14 protein-coding genes are annotated in these 13,930 nt (G+C 64.5%); 5 read left to right on the forward strand and 9 right to left on the reverse strand.

Going from position 1 to position 13,930, the window contains the following annotated elements:
• Positions 1-134: 134 nt before the first annotated feature.
• The gene (locus E5X34_RS21500; protein WP_112130065.1) at positions 135-386 is read left to right on the forward strand and encodes a DUF768 domain-containing protein; all 252 of its coding nucleotides are present in this window, start codon (positions 135-137) and stop codon (positions 384-386) included.
• Positions 387-420: 34 nt separating this feature from the next.
• Here E5X34_RS21500 and E5X34_RS21505 read toward each other — a convergent pair whose 3' ends face one another.
• A complete protein-coding gene (locus E5X34_RS21505; protein ID WP_292568680.1) occupies positions 421-1,539 on the reverse strand; it encodes a P1 family peptidase in 1,119 nt (372 codons plus the stop codon).
• A 7-nt stretch (positions 1,540-1,546) separates the two neighbouring features.
• On the reverse strand, positions 1,547-3,112 hold the full coding sequence (xseA, locus tag E5X34_RS21510; RefSeq protein ID WP_292568682.1) for an exodeoxyribonuclease VII large subunit: 1,566 nt from the start codon (positions 3,110-3,112) through the stop codon (positions 1,547-1,549).
• A 120-nt stretch (positions 3,113-3,232) separates the two neighbouring features.
• Between xseA and E5X34_RS21515 the strand changes: the two genes are divergently transcribed.
• Positions 3,233-5,443 carry an EAL domain-containing protein gene (locus tag E5X34_RS21515; protein ID WP_292568684.1) on the forward strand — a complete coding sequence of 737 codons (2,211 nt, stop codon included), beginning with the start codon at positions 3,233-3,235 and terminating at the stop codon, positions 5,441-5,443.
• A gap of 2 nt (positions 5,444-5,445) precedes the next feature.
• Here the strand turns inward: E5X34_RS21515 and E5X34_RS21520 are convergent, their stop codons facing one another.
• Complete coding sequence (locus tag E5X34_RS21520; protein ID WP_042640974.1) at positions 5,446-6,402, reverse strand: LysR substrate-binding domain-containing protein; 957 nt, start codon at positions 6,400-6,402, stop codon at positions 5,446-5,448.
• Between the two features lie 238 nt (positions 6,403-6,640).
• Between E5X34_RS21520 and E5X34_RS21525 the strand changes: the two genes are divergently transcribed.
• On the forward strand, positions 6,641-6,931 hold the full coding sequence (locus tag E5X34_RS21525) for a DUF1127 domain-containing protein (RefSeq protein ID WP_292568686.1): 291 nt from the start codon (positions 6,641-6,643) through the stop codon (positions 6,929-6,931).
• 230 nt (positions 6,932-7,161) lie between these two features.
• On the opposite strand, the gene E5X34_RS21530 is transcribed toward E5X34_RS21525, so the two are convergent.
• From E5X34_RS21530 to E5X34_RS21550, 5 genes are all read right to left on the reverse strand, one after another.
• On the reverse strand, positions 7,162-7,512 hold the full coding sequence (locus E5X34_RS21530) for a hypothetical protein (RefSeq protein WP_292568688.1): 351 nt from the start codon (positions 7,510-7,512) through the stop codon (positions 7,162-7,164).
• A gap of 135 nt (positions 7,513-7,647) precedes the next feature.
• Positions 7,648-8,664 carry a DUF937 domain-containing protein gene (locus tag E5X34_RS21535; protein WP_292568690.1) on the reverse strand — a complete coding sequence of 339 codons (1,017 nt, stop codon included), beginning with the start codon at positions 8,662-8,664 and terminating at the stop codon, positions 7,648-7,650.
• A 101-nt stretch (positions 8,665-8,765) separates the two neighbouring features.
• Positions 8,766-10,139 carry a glutamate--cysteine ligase gene (locus E5X34_RS21540; RefSeq protein WP_292568692.1) on the reverse strand — a complete coding sequence of 458 codons (1,374 nt, stop codon included), beginning with the start codon at positions 10,137-10,139 and terminating at the stop codon, positions 8,766-8,768.
• A gap of 164 nt (positions 10,140-10,303) precedes the next feature.
• Entirely contained in the window at positions 10,304-11,038 is a 735-nt protein-coding gene (locus E5X34_RS21545; RefSeq protein ID WP_292568694.1) for a 16S rRNA (uracil(1498)-N(3))-methyltransferase, read from the reverse strand.
• Positions 11,039-11,171: 133 nt separating this feature from the next.
• Complete coding sequence (locus E5X34_RS21550; protein ID WP_292568696.1) at positions 11,172-11,819, reverse strand: hypothetical protein; 648 nt, start codon at positions 11,817-11,819, stop codon at positions 11,172-11,174.
• Positions 11,820-11,907: 88 nt separating this feature from the next.
• Between E5X34_RS21550 and E5X34_RS21555 the strand changes: the two genes are divergently transcribed.
• Together E5X34_RS21555 and E5X34_RS21560 are read left to right on the forward strand one after the other, a co-directional pair.
• Entirely contained in the window at positions 11,908-12,606 is a 699-nt protein-coding gene (locus E5X34_RS21555; RefSeq protein WP_292568697.1) for a type 1 glutamine amidotransferase, read from the forward strand.
• A gap of 331 nt (positions 12,607-12,937) precedes the next feature.
• On the forward strand, positions 12,938-13,069 hold the full coding sequence (locus tag E5X34_RS21560; protein WP_263498119.1) for a hypothetical protein: 132 nt from the start codon (positions 12,938-12,940) through the stop codon (positions 13,067-13,069).
• Positions 13,070-13,111: 42 nt separating this feature from the next.
• Here E5X34_RS21560 and E5X34_RS21565 read toward each other — a convergent pair whose 3' ends face one another.
• Complete coding sequence (locus tag E5X34_RS21565) at positions 13,112-13,879, reverse strand: metallophosphoesterase (protein WP_292568699.1); 768 nt, start codon at positions 13,877-13,879, stop codon at positions 13,112-13,114.
• Positions 13,880-13,930: the final 51 nt, after the last annotated feature.

Below are 13,930 nucleotides of genomic sequence, written 5' to 3' on the forward strand. Positions count from 1 at the left end.
GGGCAAGATGTCTTGTCCCATGGACAAGATGTCTTGCCGGTCGGGGACGACTCGGTTCGAATGGGGCATGCATCCTTTGCGGGGTGCGGACGTTCATGGCTACCAACCGGCTTTGCCGCCAGGGAAGAAGCAGTATGAGTGAACATGCGATCGAGTTCTTGCGCGGATGGATTGGCGAGAAAGTCCAATGCCAGCATTCGCCGATCAAGATCGAGCAGGCCGAGACTCTCGCAAAGGAGTGCTGCGCCAAAGCCGCCGAGGCAGGCATTCTGCTCGAGGACATTCAGGAAGAGGTCGGCGACATCCAGGAATTGATCGCGTCCCGCCTCGAGGAAGCCGCCGAAGAAGGCAGCAGCGAAGCAAGGCCCGACAAGCCGGCGGAGTGAGAATGCCCGTGCCGGCGCGGGCGGACGGTATTTCCTAGCCGAATTTCTCCTTCAGCCAGTCCTTCGGCAGCGCCGGCACGAAATTGCCGTCGCGTCCCGTCATGTCCTCATTGGCGGTGAGCGCGTTGAGGATCGCCTCCTCGACGCCTTGCACGACCGCGTCGAAGAACGGATCGATGTCGACGTCGGGGATGAACTCCGCGCGTCCGACGCGCCCTGAAGCGCCAAGCGCCGCCTCCGGATTGGCGGTCGAGAACGCCAGAAAGATATCGCCCGAGCTGTGGTAGCCATAGCCGCCGGTCATGGCGATGCCGAGCGGCACGCGCCGGGCGAGCCGCTTCATCTGATGCGGCAGAAACGGCGCGTCGGTGGCGACGACGGCGATGAGCGAACCCTTTTCGGCGCGCGCCGTCGCTTCGCGGATTGCCGGGTCGACAAGCTCCTGCCCGGTGCGCCGGCCGCGAATGGTGAAATTGTGCCTTTTGCCGAAATTCGACTGCACGAAGACGCCCAACGTGTAGCGCTTGTCCTGCCATTCAACGATGCGCGAGGCGGTGCCGGATCCGGCCTTGAAGCCGAACGTGATCATGCCGGTGCCGCCGCCGACGCTGCCTTCCTCGATGGCGCCGCCGGCAGCATTGTCGAGCGCGGCAGCGACGTGCTCCACGCTCACATGATGGCCGTTGATGTCGTTGAGGAAGCCGTCATAAGTCTCGGCCGCCACCGGCAGGCCCCAGCCTGTGTCGAGCGCGGCCGGCAGCACCTTGTGCATCCAGCGCAGCGTGGCATCGCGGGTAACGCCGCAGGAATGCGTGTTGGTGATGGTGACCGGGAAGTTGAAGGCGCCGGTCTCCTCGATGATATGCGTGCCGGTCAGCTCGCCATTGCCATTCTGGCTGAACACGCCGGCGAAAACCGGCGTTGCGAGTTCCTGAACCGGCCTCGGCAGGATCGCGGTGACGCCGGTGCGGACCGGGCCGATGCCGACTTTCAACGGACCGTCGCCGGAAATCAGCGTCGTATAGCCCACCGACACGCCGGGCACATCGGTGATGGCGTTGAAACGGCCTGGCGTGCCGTCCAGCGCGATGCCGAAGGAGCGCAGGCGCGGTTTGCCGGAAGGCGTACGAAGATGCGGGTCGTGGCTGCTCATGCAAACCTCAGAACAACGAGCCCTGATTGCCCGGCTCCTTGGCCTTGGCGGGCGGCTTCGCGGCCAGCTTCGGCCGCGCGCCGCCGCTGGTGGCGATGGCCTCGGCAGTGCCGTCGGCGAATTCAAGCTGCAGCGCCGCGCCCGGCGCCACGTCTTCGACCCGCTTGATGACGGCGCCGTCGGCATCCTTGACCACCGCGAAGCCACGCGCCAGCACGGCCTTGTGCGACAGCGTCGCAAGCAGCCGGTCGGCCTGTGTCAGCGCCGCGCGCAGCCGGTCGAGCCGCCGTGCAATCGCCTGGTCCTGCCTGCGCGACAGTCCGGCCAAGGCGTCGGCCTGCAGCTTCTGTCGCCGCACGATCGGCGCCAGCGACAGGCGCGTCGAATTGCGCTGGAAACGCCCGCGCCGCTCGCGCACGATGGCGAAGAACGCCGCCCGCGCTCGCGCGATGTCGCGGCCGGTCAGCGTGCGCGCCTCGTTGAGGCGCCGCGACAGCGTCGCCGGCGTCAGCCTTTGCCGCTCCAGCGTCGCCCGCTTACGCTCGATATTCACTGTCAGCCCGCGGCCGAGGCGGCTGGTCGCGTCGTCGAAACGGCGGCGCGGCAGCGCCAGCAACTGGTCGGGCGAGGGAAGCGCGCGCGCCGCCGCGCGGACCGCCTGGCGTTTGCGCTCCAGATGCCGCGAAGCGCAGGCATTGAGCCGCGCGCCGAGGCTGGCCAAGGTAGCCTCCAGATCCGCCCTGACCGGCACGGCGATCTCGGCCGCGCCCGTCGGCGTTGGCGCGCGCCTATCGGCAACAAAGTCGATCAGAGTCGTATCGGTCTCGTGCCCGACGGCCGAGATCACGGGGATGACGGACGCCGCAACGGCGCGTGCCAGCCCTTCGTCGTTGAAGCCCCAGAGGTCTTCGAGGCTGCCGCCGCCGCGCGCCACGATCAAAACGTCGGGCTGGCGGATGGGTCCGTCCCAAGTCAGCGCGTTGAAGCCGTTGACGGCCGCAGTCACTTCCCTGGCCGTCGTCTCGCCTTGCACCCTTACCGGCCAGACCAGCACATGGAGCGGAAACCGGTCCTTGATGCGATGGATGATGTCGCGGATCACCGAGCCGGTCGGCGAGGTGACGACGCCGATGACCTTGGGCATGAACGGCAAACGCCGCTTGCGGCTTGCATCGAACAGGCCTTCGGCCTGCAGCCGGCGCTTGCGCTCTTCGAGCAGCGCCATCAGCGCTCCAGCGCCGGCCGGCTCCAGATTGTCGATGACGATCTGGTAGTTGGATTTGCCGGGATAGGTGGTCAGCCTGCCGCTGGCGATCACCTCCATGCCTTCCTCGGGGCGGAATTTCAACCGCGCCATGGTGGTCTTCCAGACGACGGCATCGATCCGCGCGCGGTCGTCCTTCAACGCGAAGTAGGCATGTCCGGACGAATGCGGGCCGCGATAGCCGGAAATCTCGCCGCGCACCCGCACATTGCCGAAGGCGTCCTCGACAGTGCGCTTCAGCGCGCCGGAAATCTCGCTCACCGTGTATTCGGTGGCGTTGCTGCGTGATTCGGTTGCTGTTTCACTCATTTGGCGATTGGGGAACGCTTATCGGCCCGCGTCAAGCACGGAGAAAAACCCGCTAATATTATAACGTGATTTTAAGCCCGATTTGATTTGACAGGCGGCAGGAGAGCCGGCCAGGAACGCATGAGCGCACGCCACGACAGCAGCCCGTTGACACACCAGGTCACGCTGACCGTGCTGACGCTTGCCGCTTTCACTTTGGCGATTGTCGTCGGCTTCGGCTTCTACGCCGCCAATGAGGCCGACGAGGCCTCGCTCGAACGGCAGAAGATTTTCATCGCCGATGGCCTGAAGGACCAGATTGCCACGGTCCAGCGCGAGCAGGAAAGTGTGACGGTCTGGGATGATTCGGTAACCAATGTGAGGGCGGGCAATCAGGCCTGGATCGAGGAAAACCTCAGCACCTGGATGTACACCTACTACGGCCACAACCGGGTCTACATCCTCGACGCCGCCAATCATGCGATCCACGCCATGCGGGAAGGCAAGGTCGTCGCGGCGACGGCTTTCGGCGAGGACGAGCCGGAACTGCGGCCGACCATCGAGAAGCTGCGCCATATGTTGGCTGAGCCGCCGAAGCCCGACGCCTCCGGCCAGCCGGCGAAGATGGTCGCGCAGGATCTTGTCCCGCTCCAGGGCAAGCCCGCGATCCTGAGCGTCATGCCGCTGGTGCCGAGCACGGATCGCGTCACCCAGGCGCCTGGCACGGAATATCTGCATATCTCGGCTGAGTTCATCAACGATGCCGTCATTGGCAAGATCGCGGCCAAATACCTGCTCGATGGCGCGCGGCTGGTGCCCTTGTCCGAGCCGGTTGGCCCGGCCGCTGTGCCGCTGGTCGATTCGCGTGGCGTCATCCTCGGCTATATCGGCTGGGACCAGTTGCGGCCTGGCCTCACCTTGGTGCGCAAGATCGCTCCGGCCTTGGGCCTTGCGCTGCTCGTGGCCGGCGGCGTTCTGGTGTTCCTGCTGCGGCGATTGCGTCGCGCCTCGGCTGCGCTGCAGACCAGCCAGGACCAGGCGCAATATCTAGCCTTCCACGACACGCTCACCGGCTTGCCCAACCGGGCGCTGTTCGAGGATCGGCTGCGGCGCACGCTGCTGTTCGCCAGCAAGGACGGAACCCGCGTGGCGCTGCTTTACCTCGACCTCGATCGCTTCAAGCACATCAACGACACGCTCGGCCATCCAGCCGGCGATGAGCTCGTGCGCCAGACGGCGGCGCGGCTCAAGCACACGATCCGCGAAGTTGATACTGTCGCGCGGCTCGGTGGCGACGAGTTCGCTGTGATCCTGCTCGACATTCCCGACGCCGGAAGCGCCGAAGATATCGCCGAAAGGCTGCTCGTGAAGCTGCGTGAGCCGTTCAGGCTCATTGGCGACCAGGTCTTCGTCGGCGCGAGCATCGGCATCGCGCTCTCGTCCGGATCGGATACGGATGCCGACGACCTGCTGCGCAAGGCCGACATCGCGCTTTACGAGGCCAAGAAGAACGGTCGCGGCCGCTACGAGGTGTTCGCAGGCGACATGGACGATCTCTTGTTGCGCAAGCGCAAGGTCGAGTCCGAACTCCGCAAGGCGCTGGATGGCGACGGCGGCATAAAGCTCGCCTATCAGCCGGTTTTCGCGGCCGACGGCCGCCGGATTTTGGGGGCCGAAGCGCTGATCCGCTGGGGGCATGAGGTGCATGGCGCCTTGCCCGCGGCGCAATTCATCGCCATCGCCGAGGAGCGCGGCCTCATCGGCGAACTCGGCAAATGGGCGCTGAGCGAGGCCTGCCGTTTCACCGCCAGGACCGAATTGTCCTGGATCGCCGTCAACATCTCGCCGATGCAGTTGCGCGATATCGGCTTTGCCGAACAGGTCGCAGGCATCCTGAAGGAAACCGGGCTCGACCCATCCCGCCTGCAGCTCGAGACGACCGAGAGTGTTCTGCTTGAGCACAATGACACGATCGGCGCCGTGATTGCCGCGCTGCGCCAGTCCGGGGTGCGCATCGTGCTCGACGATTTCGGCACCGGCTACTCTTCCCTCAGCTATCTGCGTCGCCAGGCGATCGACAAGTTTAAGATCGACCGCTCCTTCGTGCGCCTGCTCGACGAGGACGAAAGCGCCCGCGCAATCGCCAAGACGCTGATCGAGCTGGCGCGGACTCTGAGGGTCGAGGTGACCGCCGAAGGGGTCGAGACCGAGGCGCAGAGGGCCTTGCTGGTCGGCATGGGTTGTCACCAGATGCAAGGCTATCTGCTGTCGCCGCCGCTGGAGCCCGGCCAGCTGCTTGCGCTGCCGGGTGTTTCGTCAGCCGGCCAGGAGCGTTCCGTCGCTCGGGCCTGACGTTACCAGCCAGGCATGATCTGGTTGGCCTTGACCCGCTTCATCTTGGCAAAGGCGAGCGCGGCGAAGTCGAAGCTTCCCGCCTCTTCGCTCACCGGCACGGAAATGTTGTCGAGGCTTTCGGCGATGTGACGGGCCAAGGCGTCGACGATCTCCGGCTGCGAGGTCTGGCCGCGCATGATGCCGATGCGGCAGTCCGGCAACTGACCGAAGCCGTCGGCCTCGCCGAGCACGCGCATGCCGGGCCTGAGCGCGCATTCCGGCAGCACCGAGACCGCCAGGCCGGAAAGCACGGCCGCGGTGATCACCGTGGCCGAGAAGCTGGAGAACAGCACGCGGTAGTCGCGGTTCTGCCGGTCGAGCACGTCGACAGCCGCACGCCGCCAGATGCAGTTCGGCCGGCCGAACGCCATCGGCAGGGTTTCCTGTTCATGCGTGGCGTGGTTGGCCGAGGTGACCCATAAAAGCGGCTCGCGCCGCACCACTTCCGACTGGCCGCGTGTGTCGTTATGCGTCACCAGCGCGAGGTCGAGATTGCCGCGCTTGATGTGTTCGACAAGCCCCGGCGTCGGCTCGCAAACGACCGTCAGCTCGACACGCGGATTGGAGCGCGAGAAGCGCGCCATGATCTCGGGCAGGAAGCGGTCGGCATAGTCGTCCGGCGTGCCGATGCGGATCGTGCCTTCGAGCCGCTGGTCGTCGAAGGCCGCGAGCGTCTCGCGGTTGAGGTAGATCAGCCGCCGCGCATAGGAAAGCAGCCGGTCGCCCTCCTCGGTCAGCTTGTTGGTGCGGCCGTCCTTTTCGAACAGCGGCTTGCCGATCCGCTCCTCCAGCCGGCGCATCTGCATCGACACCGCCGACTGCGTCCGGTGCACCTCCTCGGCCGCGCGGGTGAAGCTGCCGGTGTCGGCGATCGAGATGAAGGTTTGCAACTGATCGAGGTCAAGCGGTGCTTTCATCGGTCCAACCTATCATTGATGTTGATGCTAGAGATTAAAAACATTCGTTGGATTAATCAATCGCGCGATGGCAAATTGTCATTGTCCACATGAGAACAGTGCATGTCGCCCAGAAGGGGTTCCCGGTTCTGGGGACAACGACATGCATCACATCAATGAATGGAAACCGGACCGGGGCTTCTCCCAAGGCGCCGATTGGCTGGTTTCGTCCGCTCGACTCCTGGAAGGAGAGACTGAAATGACCACGATTGAATTCGCCTCCGAGACTCCGCGCATCACCACGCGTCCGGCCGTTGCGACGCTTGTGGTCAATGCCATCGCCAACAGCTACCGCGCCTGGAAAAACCGCCGCGCCTTCTATCGCCTCGGCGAGATGTCGGACGCCGAGCTTGCCGATATCGGCCTGACGCGCGGCGACCTCCATGTCGCGATCGACGTGCCCTTCGGCCGCGATCCGACGGCGAAGCTGCGCGCGATCGCCAGCGAGCGCGCCGACACGATCGAGGACCTTGCTCGTCGGGTAGGTTGAAGGGCGGCGTTTCCTTGGATTTCCCGTCGCGCTGAACCTTTTCACGGCTCGGCGCGACCAAGCTTCACGCAGGCTCCCACACTCCCTGCCGGTTCCCCGCCGGCCAGCCTGCACATTGCCCGGTTCTCCTCCAGGACCGGGCATTTTTTATGGGCTTCGACTCATGACGGAAGCGTTGATTGCCGCCAGACGCATTGTTGAACCAGCAGAGCCGTTTAGGGACGCAGGCTCTAATCTGGCGCCATTTGGCAATCGGGGCCGACCCACTTACCCGTTGTAATATCCAACTCGGCGTCCATGTTTGCGGCGCTGCACACGGGATAACGATCGTCACCCTGTCGGGCCTTGCTGCGGCTTCTGTATTGATTGACAAGGGTTTCGTGGTCGGGCTGCTGCGAGCCTCCCTGCCGCAGTGAAAGCTGCATCATGCAATTGGCGAAAGCATCCGTACCTCGTTCAAAACCGAAGCCAACGCATTGCGCCTCGTTCTTCGAGCTTTGGCCAGCGTTTCCGTTGCTTGTCGTGCAGCCCATCAGCGATGCGGCAAGCATCAATAGCAACATAGAGGACGAAGGGCGCATCCGCTTTTCCTTGTGATCCAGAATACTCGGTAGTGAGTTGTGGTCGAAAGCCCCTGCAAGCAGTCGCGGCGAGGATTGCGGCGCATCTGCTTGGGTCTCTTGCTCGCGGAACGTCGCTCCGGCGGCGTTCAGGGTTCATCGCCGGTCCATGTCGCGCTTGAACTGGTCGAAGATCGTCTCCACGCCCTTCTGATATTCGTCGCGCTGCTGCGCGCCGGTCTCGAACATCTTGCCGAATATATCGTCGAACGGGTTTCGCGGACGGCCGCTCGGGTTGGTCTGCGGCTGTTGCGGCGCGCTCTGCTGCGGTTGGAGCTGTTGCGGCTGCTGCGCCGGCTGCCCGCCGGGCACGCCGAAGCCGCCACCGCCCTGGCGCAGCATCTCCTCGAAGATCTTGCCGAGCGGATTGTCGCCATAGGGACTTTGTGTCTGCTGCGGCTGGCCTTGCGGCTGCGCGCCGCCGCCGAACATGTCCTGCAGCACCTTGCCGAGCGGGTTCTCGCCGTAGGGATTGGCCGCTTGCTGTGTCTGGCTTTGCGGCTGCGCCGCGCCGCCGCCGAACATGTCCTGCAGCACCTTGCCGAGCGGATTCTCGCCGTAAGGATTGGGCGCCGGCGCCTGCCGCGTTTGCGGCGCCGACGCGAGGCCGCCCTGCCGCATCATCTGCTCGACGATCTCGCCGAGTGGATTGCCGCTGCCGCCGAAGGCCTGCATCTGGCCCCCGGTCAACTGATTGTTGGTCTGCTTGAACAGCCCGCCCATCATCATCGAGGCCATGGCCGGCAGCATCTGCTGCAACACCTGCTGGCTGAGCCCCGTCGCCTGCGCGGCCTGGTTCGCCACGGCGCGCGACAGGTCCTTCGAGCCGAACAGATGGCCGAGAATGCCATTGCCCTCATCGATGCCTTGCGGCGAAAAGGCTCTTGTCGCGTCCTCGAAATATTTGGCGTGCTGCCCACTCGCCATCGCCGTCATGAAGGCGCCGAGACCATAAGGGTCGGCCGTGTTGCGCTGGAGCCCCTGTGAGAAGGCGGGCAGCAGCGCCTGGACCGCGGCCTGCGTCTGCTGCATCGAAAGCCCATATTGCTGGGCAAGCGCCTGCATGCCGGCGCCATTCTGGGCTTGGGCAAAAATGTCGAACAGGGAAGGCATGGGGTCTCCTCCAGCAGTGTTCTCGCCGGAAAAGACTAGTTCGTTTCGATCACCGATTGAAGCGGCTTTTGCCAACCAACCGCGTAGCGAGCAGCGGACGGTTAATAGGCATACTCCATGAACACCGGCTCGATCGAGCCGCCCCAGCGCGTGTGGTAGGCCGACAGCATCTCCTCGGCGCTGGTCGTGCCGCGCGACACGACCTCGTCCAGCGTGTTGAGGAACGACGTCTCGTCGTAACCGTCGCGGTTCTTCTTGCCGCGGTTCTTCAGGCCCGCGCGCGAGATGGCGAGTACGTCGCGGGCGACGTCGCGCAAGGTGGCGTCGCGGAACGGCGCCGCTATGCCCAGCTCCGGCACGGCGTTGCGCATCGCCAGCGCTTCTTCATAGGTCCAGCTCGCCGTCAGCGCCTCGGCGGCGTCCAGCGCCTGCTCGTCGTAAAGCAGCCCGACCCAGAAGGCGGGCAGGGCGCAGATGCGCCGCCACGGGCCGCCATCGGCGCCGCGCATCTCGAGGAAGCGCTTCAGGCGCACGTCGGGAAACAGGGTCGAGAGGTGATTTGCCCAGTCGCCCATCGTCGGCAGGCCATCGGGGATCTCATTGCGCGCCGCACCCGCCATGAACTGGCGGAAGGTGTAGCGCGTCATGTCGTGATACTGGCCGTCGCGGATGACGAAATACATCGGCACGTCGAGCGCCCATTCGACGTAGTCGGCGAAGCCGAAATCGGGCGAGAAGCAGAATTCGAGCATGCCGGAGCGCTGGTTGTCGGTGTCGCGCCAGATGTCGCCGCGCCAGCTCTGCAGCCCGTTCGGCCGGCTCTCGGTGAAGGGCGAGTTGGCGAACAGCGCCGTCGACAGCGGCTGCAGCTTCAGCGACACCTGCATCTTGCGGCGCATGTCGGTCTCGCTCTCGAAGTCGAGATTCACCTGGATCGTGCAGGTGCGGTACATCATGTCGAGGCCCTTGGTGCCGACCTTCGGCATGTAGCGCGTCATGATCTCGTAGCGCGACTTAGGCATTTTCGGCGTGTCGGCCAGCGACCATTTCGGACTGCCGCCGAGGCCGAGGAAGCGGATGCCGAGCGGCTCGGCGATCTCGCGCACCTGCGCCAGATGCGCGTTGCCCTCGCGACAGGTCTGGTGGATCGATTCCAGCGGCGCGCCGGAAAGCTCGAACTGGCCGCCTGGCTCCAGCGAGATCGCGCCCTGTCCCGTCGGCTCGACAAGGCCGATGATGCGGCCCGCGTCCATGATCGGGTCCCAGCCGAGCTTTTCCTGCATGCCTTCCAGGATGGCGCGGATGCCGCGCTCACCGCCATAGGGCACCGGCGCGTGGCCGTCGACATAGAAGGGGAATTTCTCGTGCTCGGTGCCGATGCGCCATTTGTCGCGCGGCTTGTTGCCCGCGGCCAGATAGCCGACCAGTTCGTCGATCCCTTCGATAGGCTGGGTATCGGTGGTGTCGCGCGCCATAAGAAAGCCCTCCGCAGCCGTCAGTTGGCCGCCGGGCGCTAGATGGACGAAATGTCAGTAGCCGATCAAGCGAAAAATCCTGAGCCACGGCTCAACTGGATTTGATCTGTATGGCTCGGCTTTTCCCTTTCTCCTCGTGGGCCTCACGGGGGGAAGCGTAGATGCTACCAGTCGCCGATCGTCGCCTGGATCGCGGCAAGTGCCGCCACCGCCGCCGTATCGGCGCGCAGGATGCGAGGCCCGAGCGGGATGGCGGTGACGAAAGGCAAGGCCCTCAGCATCTTGCGCTCGTCCTCGGAAAATCCGCCTTCCGGACCGACCAGAAGCGCAAGTTTCTTTTCACCTACCGCTTGCAGGGCCGGCAGCGGATTGTTGGTCGAGGCATCCTCGTCGCAGAAGATCAGCCGCCGCTCCTTGTCCCAATTGGCGAGCAACCGCTCCAGCTTCTCCGCTTCACGCACCTCCGGCACCGCCAGGATGCCGCATTGCTCGGACGCTTCGACGACGTTGGCGCGCAGCCGCTCGATGCCGGGCTTCGCCACTTGCGTGTGCTGGGTGATGACCGGCTGCAGCACGCCGGCGCCCATCTCGACCGCCTTCTGCACCAGATAGTCGAGCCGCCCCTGCTTCAGCGGAGCGAAGCAATAGACAAGGTCGGGCAGCGGCGGCTGCGGCCGCTGCAGTTCCAGCACTTTCAGCCGGACCGCCTTCTTGGATCGGGCGGCGATCGCAGCCGACCACTCGCCGTCGCGGCCGTTGAACAAGAGAACCTCGGTGCCTTCGCCGAGCCGCAGCACATGGGCGAGATAATGGCTCTGCTGCTGTGCGGCATCGAATTCGAGGCCCGGTCCAAGATCGTCCGGCACGAACAGCCGCTGCATTTTGTAATTGGCGCGCATGGCCGAGCAGGTTCCGCAAAAGTGTCCCCGCGGTTTTGCGATCATAACCTGCGAAAAACAAGCGAATCTAAGCAGATATTTGCGGGCCATCCCGCGAATATCTGCCGACCAATGGGCGAGGCGATGGATATCGTCAAGTGTCGGCAGTCGGATGCCAGACCGGCACGAAGCCCTGCCGCAAAACAGCAATGGTGGTTGCCGGCGTCAGCAGACGCAGCGACCGGCCGGTGAAGCCATTGAAGGCGATTGGACCGGCGTAACCCGCGAAGGACCATTCAAGTGCCTTTCCGGAACGCAGCGCGTAGGCGGTGTCGCCCTGCGCGATCATCGCTCCATCGGGCAAGCCGCCAAGCTCCGGCACGGTTACGGGAGGCGGCCGTCCACCCGAAGCCAGGCGTTCCCTGTGCAACCTTTTGTCGACCATCGGCGCGCGGGCCTCGTCAACCCCGAAGGCCCTGCCGAAGCGGGCGACGAAATCGGTCGCCCGCTCGCGCCGGCAGAAGAAACAGGGCCGATGGCCGGCGGCCAATGCCGTGACCTCGTCGAGGAAGAACAGTTCCGTCCAGCCGGCCTTGCCGCCCGGCCTGTTGCGGCCCATCGGCTCGCGCCGCACGTTGCGGAACTCGCACACACAGATGATCCAGGCCGGCAAGGCCCAACGCTTCCTCAGCAGCGTCCTGGTCTCCGGATCATGGATGATGCCGCGATTGCCGGTGAACAGGCCGCGCTCCGGCACGGCATGGATGGCGCCGAAGGGATCGACCCGGTTCTGCAGTGGCATATCTTTCTCTCCCGCCGCGCATCTTGGCTGAAACACGGGCCGCATGATATCGCTCGCCCCAGCCTTTTCACGTCAGCAGGATTCTAGGATGCGCGTGCTGGTGGTCCAGAACTACGACAATACCGGCCTCGGTCAGGTCGGTGCCGCTCTGGCAGAAGCGGGCGCCGATCTCGACCTGCGGCGCCCATACCAGGGCGATCCGTTGCCGCAGGACGCAGGCGGGCATGATGCGATGGTCGTGCTGGGCGGCGGGCAGAATGCGCTGGCCGACGAGGACTATCCCTATTTTCCGGCGCTCCTCGAATTGACCCGCGATTTCGCCGAGAAGGACCGCTCCGTGCTCGGCATCTGCCTCGGCAGCCAGCTCCTTGCCCGCGCGTTCGGTGGCGACAACCACATCGGCAGCGCCACCGAGTTCGGCTGGCACAAGGTCTCGCTGACGCCGGCGGCGAAGTCGGATCCGGTGCTGGCGGCGCTGCCTGAACAATTCCCGATCTTCGAATGGCACGACGACACCTTTGTGCTGCCTGAGAATGCCGTGCGGCTTGCGGGCAGCGCGGTCGCTGAAAACCAGGCCTTCCGCCTCGGTCGCGCCGTCTACGGGTTCCAGTTCCATTTCGAGGCGGACACGCCGATGGTGCGCGACTGGAGCACCTCCTTCGCGGCAACCATCGCCGAGCGCCATCCCGACTGGAACGACCGGCTCGACGACGAGTTGGCCGGCAACGGCCCCGAAGCCGATGCCGCCGGCCTGGCGATCGCCCGCGCTTGGGTGGCTACCATCTAAGCTGCGTTGATATTCAGGTAAGGCCGGCCTGACCTGCATCTCAAACATCCACGCGGACGCAGCGTGGCATAATTGGCACGCCTCAGCGTCTGCGCCTGGGGATAACGCTCTTCTTTCTTGGTTTGTGTCCGGCCGCTCCATTAAGAGGGCGCGCTTTGTATCGCCGGTGCAACCGCCATGAACCTTTTGTGTGATCCAGCCGACACACCGGCGAAACAGAATCTGCTTAGAAGCGCGAAATCTTCGAAACATTGAAACGCATTTTATCGTTTCAACGCATTGGTAACCGCCTCGTGCCCAGATGCAGAAAGCTTAACCAGAGATGACGTCCGTGAAAGCAGCTCTCCTGTCTTTTGTCATGCTGTCTGCCATCGTGCTCTGCGGCCTGGGCATCTATGCCGCCGACGCAGCGACCAACCACCGGGCCGTCGACGGCTACGGCGTCACCGCCTCGCTCGACTGAGCCCAATCAAAAATCGGAAAGACGCCCGCGCCGGGATTGCGCTTAGAGCGCTTTCCCTTGGACGGTCACGATGCCCTTGTCGCCGCCATTGACGGCGAGCGCGCTCAGCGTCCCCGATTTCCAGGCGAGCGTGTCGACATTGACGCGGTTGGCCCTGACCTCGGCTTCCGGGACGGGCGTGTGCCCGTGCACGATCACCTTGGAAAAAAGTCCCGGGTTATCGTGAAAGGCATCGCGGATCCAGATCAGGTCCTGCTGGTTCTGGCGGTCGAGCGGCACGCCCGGCCTTATCCCGGCATGGCAGAAGAAGAAGTCGCCGAAACTGACCGAAAACGTCAGCGACTGCAGGAAATCGACATGACTGCGCGGCACCGCTTTCACCAGCGCGGCGTGTCCACGAGCGATGGCTTCCGCCTTGCCGTACCAATGGGCGTCGCGCAGAAGATCAACGCCATAGGACTGCGCGGTCTGCACGCCGCCATAGTTCATGAACAGGCCGTCCGGCTCGGCATCAGCAAGGAATTCGAGCATGCCGATATCGTGGTTGCCGGCGAGCGTGATGTTGCGCGGATCGCGCTTGCGCGCCCCGATCAGGAAGTCGATGACGCTCTTTGAATCCGGACCGCGGTCGACATAGTCGCCGAGATGGATGATGCGCCAGTCGGAGGCGGGCGCATGTTCCAGTTGGCTTTCGATGCGCCGGTGCATGGCGGCGAGCAGGTCATGGCGTCCATGTACGTCGCCGATGGCGTAAAGCCGCATGCCGTCCGGCCCGCGCGCGTCGAGATAGTGGATGCCGGTTTCGGTCAAGGAACCTGTCTTTCGCATTGGTCGCCGTGCGCAAGCTAGGACCAATCGATG

Source organism: Mesorhizobium sp., assembly GCF_004963255.1.
Classification (GTDB): domain Bacteria; phylum Pseudomonadota; class Alphaproteobacteria; order Rhizobiales; family Rhizobiaceae; genus Mesorhizobium.

What these genes read in the sequence shown, in the direction of transcription:
- E5X34_RS21540 (WP_292568692.1), bottom strand. Translation starts at nt 10,139, where the DNA reads ATGGCGCGCGACACCACCGATACCCAGCCTATCGAAGGGATCGACGAA.
- E5X34_RS21525 (WP_292568686.1), top strand. Translation starts at nt 6,641, where the DNA reads ATGACCACGATTGAATTCGCCTCCGAGACTCCGCGCATCACCACGCGT.
- E5X34_RS21530 (WP_292568688.1), bottom strand. Translation starts at nt 7,512, where the DNA reads ATGCGCCCTTCGTCCTCTATGTTGCTATTGATGCTTGCCGCATCGCTG.
- E5X34_RS21520 (WP_042640974.1), bottom strand. Translation starts at nt 6,402, where the DNA reads ATGAAAGCACCGCTTGACCTCGATCAGTTGCAAACCTTCATCTCGATC.
- E5X34_RS21515 (WP_292568684.1), top strand. Translation starts at nt 3,233, where the DNA reads ATGAGCGCACGCCACGACAGCAGCCCGTTGACACACCAGGTCACGCTG.
- E5X34_RS21550 (WP_292568696.1), bottom strand. Translation starts at nt 11,819, where the DNA reads ATGCCACTGCAGAACCGGGTCGATCCCTTCGGCGCCATCCATGCCGTG.
- E5X34_RS21545 (WP_292568694.1), bottom strand. Translation starts at nt 11,038, where the DNA reads ATGCGCGCCAATTACAAAATGCAGCGGCTGTTCGTGCCGGACGATCTT.
- E5X34_RS21555 (WP_292568697.1), top strand. Translation starts at nt 11,908, where the DNA reads ATGCGCGTGCTGGTGGTCCAGAACTACGACAATACCGGCCTCGGTCAG.
- E5X34_RS21505 (WP_292568680.1), bottom strand. Translation starts at nt 1,539, where the DNA reads ATGAGCAGCCACGACCCGCATCTTCGTACGCCTTCCGGCAAACCGCGC.
- E5X34_RS21535 (WP_292568690.1), bottom strand. Translation starts at nt 8,664, where the DNA reads ATGCCTTCCCTGTTCGACATTTTTGCCCAAGCCCAGAATGGCGCCGGC.
- E5X34_RS21500 (WP_112130065.1), top strand. Translation starts at nt 135, where the DNA reads ATGAGTGAACATGCGATCGAGTTCTTGCGCGGATGGATTGGCGAGAAA.
- xseA (WP_292568682.1), bottom strand. Translation starts at nt 3,112, where the DNA reads ATGAGTGAAACAGCAACCGAATCACGCAGCAACGCCACCGAATACACG.